Annotated in this window: 5 protein-coding genes; 2 read left to right on the top strand and 3 right to left on the bottom strand. The window is 42.6% G+C overall.

Annotated features, from left to right (window positions below; genetic code table 11):
- Positions 1-265, bottom strand: a 265-nt coding sequence (locus AC1DPZ_RS21075) for a hypothetical protein (RefSeq protein WP_477407116.1), incomplete at its 3' end; no start/stop codon positions are given.
- A gap of 135 nt (positions 266-400) precedes the next feature.
- Here AC1DPZ_RS21075 and AC1DPZ_RS21070 point away from each other — a divergent pair.
- A complete protein-coding gene (locus tag AC1DPZ_RS21070; protein WP_477407114.1) occupies positions 401-2,401 on the top strand; it encodes a KUP/HAK/KT family potassium transporter in 2,001 nt (666 codons plus the stop codon).
- 69 nt (positions 2,402-2,470) lie between these two features.
- Here the strand turns inward: AC1DPZ_RS21070 and AC1DPZ_RS21065 are convergent, their stop codons facing one another.
- Both AC1DPZ_RS21065 and AC1DPZ_RS21060 read right to left on the bottom strand, forming a co-directional pair.
- Positions 2,471-2,755 (bottom strand): hypothetical protein, encoded by a 285-nt coding sequence (locus AC1DPZ_RS21065; protein WP_477407112.1) that lies wholly within the window; start codon positions 2,753-2,755, stop codon positions 2,471-2,473.
- Positions 2,756-2,881: 126 nt separating this feature from the next.
- The gene (locus AC1DPZ_RS21060) at positions 2,882-3,940 is read right to left on the bottom strand and encodes a nucleoid-associated protein (protein WP_477407110.1); all 1,059 of its coding nucleotides are present in this window, start codon (positions 3,938-3,940) and stop codon (positions 2,882-2,884) included.
- 251 nt (positions 3,941-4,191) lie between these two features.
- Here AC1DPZ_RS21060 and mnmE point away from each other — a divergent pair.
- Positions 4,192-5,467 (top strand): tRNA uridine-5-carboxymethylaminomethyl(34) synthesis GTPase MnmE (gene mnmE / locus AC1DPZ_RS21055; RefSeq protein ID WP_477407108.1); only part of this gene is annotated, 1,276 nt, incomplete at its 3' end.

Raw genomic sequence — 5,467 nt, 5'->3', positions numbered from 1 at the left:
CTGTTTCAGGATCTGATAGGACAGGGTAACCATTGTACACTTTGTATGTGGATGCCGAAATAATTCGGCATGGTCCTGTAGTTCTTAGGTCAATTTCGTAAAAAAATATCTTGAACATGCCTTTCCCTTTTTTCCTATCAAAATGATAAAACCTATCATTTTGATAGGTTTTATCATTCCAACTATAATTGATTGAAAACAGGTAAGTGTTTGTAAAATAGATAATTAATAAATTTAAACTATCGTCGGCATGTATTTTGGCCATGCGGATTTATTAGTAAAATTAGTTTATGGTGATATTATTTCCTGTTGCGGCTGCCAAAAACCAGTATGGCTGGCAATGTTCTCTGAAGCAGCCGGATCACCGCATTGCAAATCCCCTGATTTTTATCTTAATTAAATGAATTCGCACGTTAAGCACATCACTTTCGCGGGTATGATAGTTACCCTCGGTATCATTTTTGGCGATATCGGTACATCTCCCCTTTATGTTTTTCAAACCCTGCTGGTTGAGGGTGGTAAGGTTAACACCTCCCTTGTTTTAGGTTCTATCTCCTGTATCTTCTGGACACTTACCCTGCAAACAACCTTCAAGTACATTGTAATAACCCTACAGGCCGATAACAAGGGCGAAGGCGGGATTTTCTCCCTGTATGCCCTGGTACGGCGCTATGGCAAATGGCTGGCTATCCCGGCCATCATTGGTGCAGGTACCTTGCTTGCCGATGGTATAATTACCCCGCCTATATCGGTAACATCGGCTATTGAGGGATTGAACCTGGTACCTTACTTTTCGGATGTTATCATCCCGGGTAATAACCTTATTTTATTAATTGTGATTGCCATAATCATCCTGCTTTTCTTTTTTCAGCAGTTTGGTACCAAAGTGGTTGGCTCGGCTTTTGGGCCCATTATGCTAATTTGGTTTTTGATGCTGGGCATTTTAGGCGGTATCCAGGTGATACATTCCCCGGGTATATTTAAAGCCCTAAACCCTTACTATGGGGCGCGTTTACTAATGGATCATCCCCAAGGTTTCTGGCTGTTAGGCGCGGTGTTTTTGTGTACTACCGGTGCCGAAGCATTATACTCCGATCTGGGTCATTGCGGCCGCAAAAACATCCAGGTAAGCTGGATCTTTGTTAAAACCACGCTTATCCTCAACTATCTTGGGCAGGGTGCATGGGTATTGTCACAGGCGCCAACCAAGAATTTTACCGGGGTAAATCCTTTCTTCGAGATAGTACCCCATCAGTTCCTTATCCCAAGTATTGCGCTGGCTACTATGGCTACCATCATTGCAAGCCAGGCTTTAATCAGCGGCTCGTTTACGCTAATCAGCGAGGCAGTGAGCATGAATTTTTGGCCGAGGATCACTATCAAATATCCATCTAACATTCGCGGACAGATCTATATCCCCAGTATTAACTGGATCCTGTGCATTGGCTGTATTTTGGTTTCGCTGTACTTCCGCACATCCAGCGCTATGACGGCTGCTTATGGTTTCAGCATCACTATAGCCATGCTGAGCACAACCATTTTAATGTACTATTTTATGCGCTACGTAAAGCACTGGCCTGTGTGGCTGGTAACCATTGTGCTGTGCGTGTTTTTAACGGTTGAGTTCTCGTTTTTTGTAGCCAACGCGGTTAAAATATTAAAAAGACTGTTCTTTGTAGGCTTCGAGGTTGGGCTAATCTTTACGATGTACATCTGGTTCAGGGCCCGCAAGATCAATAATCGTTTCCTTAATTTTATTGATATCAAAGAAAAGCTGCCCCTGTTGAAGGCACTTAGTGCTGATACTACTGTTAACAAATATGCCACGCACCTTATTTATTTAACAAAAGCCAACAACAGTAAGCAAATAGAAGAAAAGATCATTTACTCTATCATGAGCCGTCGCCCCAAACGTGCCGATACCTACTGGTTTGTGCATATTGAAACTACCGCCGAACCTTATACTATGGAATACAGTGTAGACCAGATTGAGCCCGGCAAGGTAATTCGCATTGAATACCGTTTAGGGTTCAGGATCCAGCCGCGGGTGAATGTGTTGTTCCGCAATGTGGTAGAGGATATGGTGAAGCGCCGGGAAATTGATATTACAAGTAACTACCCATCGCTTCACGAATATAAGATCCCAGCCGATTTCAGGTTTGTGATCATGGAGAAATTCCTGAGCTATAACAACCTGTTCAGTGTAAGCGAAGGCTTCATCCTCAACAGTTATTTCGCCATTAAAAAACTGGCCCAGTCAGAAGCCAAAGCCTTCGGCCTGGATACCAGCGAAACCCGGATAGAGAAAATACCACTGGTGGTGAAACCGGTTACTAATTTGCATTTGAAGAGGGTAGACGCGGTTACTTACGGAGTAAGTAGTTTGGTTGAGGTGGATTAGCACTTTAAATAAACCCAGGCTTACAGAATACGGTTTCCTGTAAGCCTGGGAATAAAGTTATGTACGTGTTTAGCTTTTTCTTTGTTCAATAATAATCTCCGGCGGGCATTCAACACGTTCTGCGCGTACTAATTTGCCATCTGCAAAATAATAGTACATGTTGGCGATTACTCTTTTACCATCAGTTTCAACAGCCCTTTTATAAACGGATCTTCCCCGGGATGCCTCAACTAAGTCTAAATTGTATTTTTGAGAAGCTGTAAATTCTTTTTCGCCCATACCAATTGCATAATTGGGGACTTTGCAGCTTGTAATGATAAATAGAAGGGATAAAATAATAAATGATCTTTTCATTTAGATGTTGTGATTTGGTTAACTAAAAATTGTTTGAATGTTGCAGGTAGGACTTAGAACAATAAAAAAGGTTTATCAGATAGAATATTTTCTGATAAACCTTTTTTGAATCATAGTTACGTTTTCCTACGCTTCTTCCTTAAAATAAACCTTGTAAAAGTTCATCGCCTTGCCGTCGTCGAAGCCTTTTTCAATGAGCTCTTTGTCTCCGTGGATATAGATGTGGAAGTTTTTATCAAGCTTTAGTACACTTTTATAATCGCGGGCCTGCTTTTTTACGGCATTGCCCGAAATTTCGAAAGTGTTGGCAATGGGGCTGTCGAACTCCTGCTCGTACTGATTCTTGAAATTTTTGAACGATTCGATGGCTTCGGGGTTGCCTATTACTTCGCCGGCAAATTCGTCCATATCAAAGGTTTCCTTCTCCTTAAAATACTTCATAGATTTGTTAAGCAGGTCAATCTTATCGGCTTTGCTCATTTCAAACTGGTCGTCGAGCTTTTGGGTAACAAAATTTTTGTAGATGCCCAGGGTATTGCTGGTTTGGTTGTAGCTGTCGTTACGGATCCTGAGCTGTAAAAACTCGTCTTTCCAATACACAGCAGCATCTTGTCCGCCATTGGTTTTATCAACAACAACTACTTTATAACCGTTCTCTTTTTCGATATTAAAGATCAAAACGCCTTTATCCAGTTTGTTGATGTTGATGGCATCCTGCTCATAATCAACCTGGAAACCACCCTTATCCGGGTAAACTTTCAGGTAGGTCTCTTTATTCTCTGATTTAAAAATGCCGATAGCATCCAGCGGGTTTCCTTCAATTTGTACCTTGTTAAAGTACACCACATAAAGTTCGCCGCCCTTGATGTTGGGGTGGGTGGTTACTTTGTACAGGTGTTTGGCAATCTTTTCAGATGCCTCATGAAACTTCTCTTTATCCTCAAATACCTGTGTGGCAAAGTTGTGCAGTTCGTTAAGTGCAAGATCGCCGCTGCTGTGCATCAGGTGGTAAACCTCGTTGGCTTTTTCAAAAGGTTTTAAAAAGTATTGCATCAACAAATTGGGGATAATATCATCCTTCAATTCCAACGGATGATCTGACAGGGAGTACATCTCATCCTGCAATGGATTGCCAACATGATGTACCGAAATAGTATCGAGCGAAGCTTCAAAAAAAGTTACCATAATTTACGCAAAGCTAAAATTTTTAAGTCATTGGTCACTGGTCATTAGTCATTTGGCTTGTCGGATTTATCGGTTTGTAAACAAGTCATTGGAAAGTAGTTCATTTGTGATGGTTCATAGTTGATGGTAATTTGTTTTACTTTTGCTATCTGAACCGGAATTCAGAGAATTTTTAGAATTACACGAATTTAAAAATTCTGATAATTCCTTAATTCGATGAATTCCGGTTCAGATAAAAACTACGAACTAAAATGACTAATGATCAGGATACTATCGTTGCCCTTGCCACCCCAAACGGAATTGGCGCTATTGCGGTGATCCGTCTTTCGGGGCTGGATGCCATTGCTATAGCCAACAGCGTTTGGAAGGGTAAGGATTTAACTAAGCAAGCTTCACATACCATTCATTTCGGCCATATTGTAGATGGCGATTTGGTTTTGGATGAGGTGCTGGCCTCATTGTTTGTTGCACCACGGTCATACACCCGCGAGAACGTGGTTGAAATTTCCTGCCATGCTTCGGGTTATATTATTGAAAGTATCATTAAGTTGTTCATCAAAAAAGGGGCACGTTCTGCAAAGCCAGGAGAGTTTACGTTAAGGGCTTTTCTCAACGGCCAACTCGATTTGTCGCAGGCCGAGGCTGTTGCCGATCTGATTGCCTCCAACTCCAAGGCATCGCAACAGGTGGCTTTGCAACAACTAAGGGGCGGTTTTAGTACCCAGTTGCAAACCCTGCGCGAACAACTGGTAAATTTTGCTTCGCTGATTGAGCTGGAACTGGACTTTGCCGAAGAGGATGTTGAGTTTGCCAACCGCGACCAACTGAAAGGCCTGATCCATGAGATCACCAAAATAGTAGGTAGGCTGATCCAATCCTTCGAGCTCGGTAATGCCATCAAGAACGGTGTAAATACGGTTATAGCAGGCAGGCCGAACGCAGGCAAATCAACCCTGCTGAATGCCTTGTTGAACGAAGAACGGGCCATTGTAAGCCATATCCCCGGCACTACGCGGGATACCATAGAGGAGGTGCTGAATATACAGGGCATCAATTTTAGGTTGATAGATACGGCTGGCATCCGCGAGGCTACAGATGCAATTGAGCAGATAGGGGTACAGCGCACGATGGAGAAGATAAGCCAGTCGGCCCTGTTGATCTATGTTTTTGATGCTGAATTAATTACCCTTGAAGAACTTAAAAGTGACCTTGAAAGCCTGAAAAAACCTGGCGTAGGTATGCTTATGGTGGCTAATAAAATGGACTTAATAAGTGCGGGAAGTTCGAAAGAGGGAAAATTAGAAGGGATAGATGGGTTCTTCCGGACATCCGGACTTCCAGACACTCAGACTATCTTCATCTCAGCCAAAGAAAAACTCCATATAGACGACCTAAAAAACAAGATATATAGTACCGCGATCAAAGATCAGCTCAGCGGCGACGAAACCCTGGTAACCAACATCCGTCACCTGGAGGCTCTTCAAAAAACCGAAGAGGCGCTGGTAAGGGTTTTAGGCGGTATTGATG

It is taken from the genome of Mucilaginibacter sp. P4_G9 (assembly GCF_056400985.1).
This window is presented reverse-complemented; position numbering and strand designations above follow the sequence as displayed.

Bases quoted from the DNA above. Each gene is read 5' to 3' on its own strand.
- AC1DPZ_RS21070 (WP_477407114.1), top strand. From the start codon at position 401: ATGAATTCGCACGTTAAGCACATCACTTTCGCGGGTATGATAGTTACC.
- AC1DPZ_RS21065 (WP_477407112.1), bottom strand. From the start codon at position 2,755: ATGAAAAGATCATTTATTATTTTATCCCTTCTATTTATCATTACAAGC.
- AC1DPZ_RS21060 (WP_477407110.1), bottom strand. From the start codon at position 3,940: ATGGTAACTTTTTTTGAAGCTTCGCTCGATACTATTTCGGTACATCAT.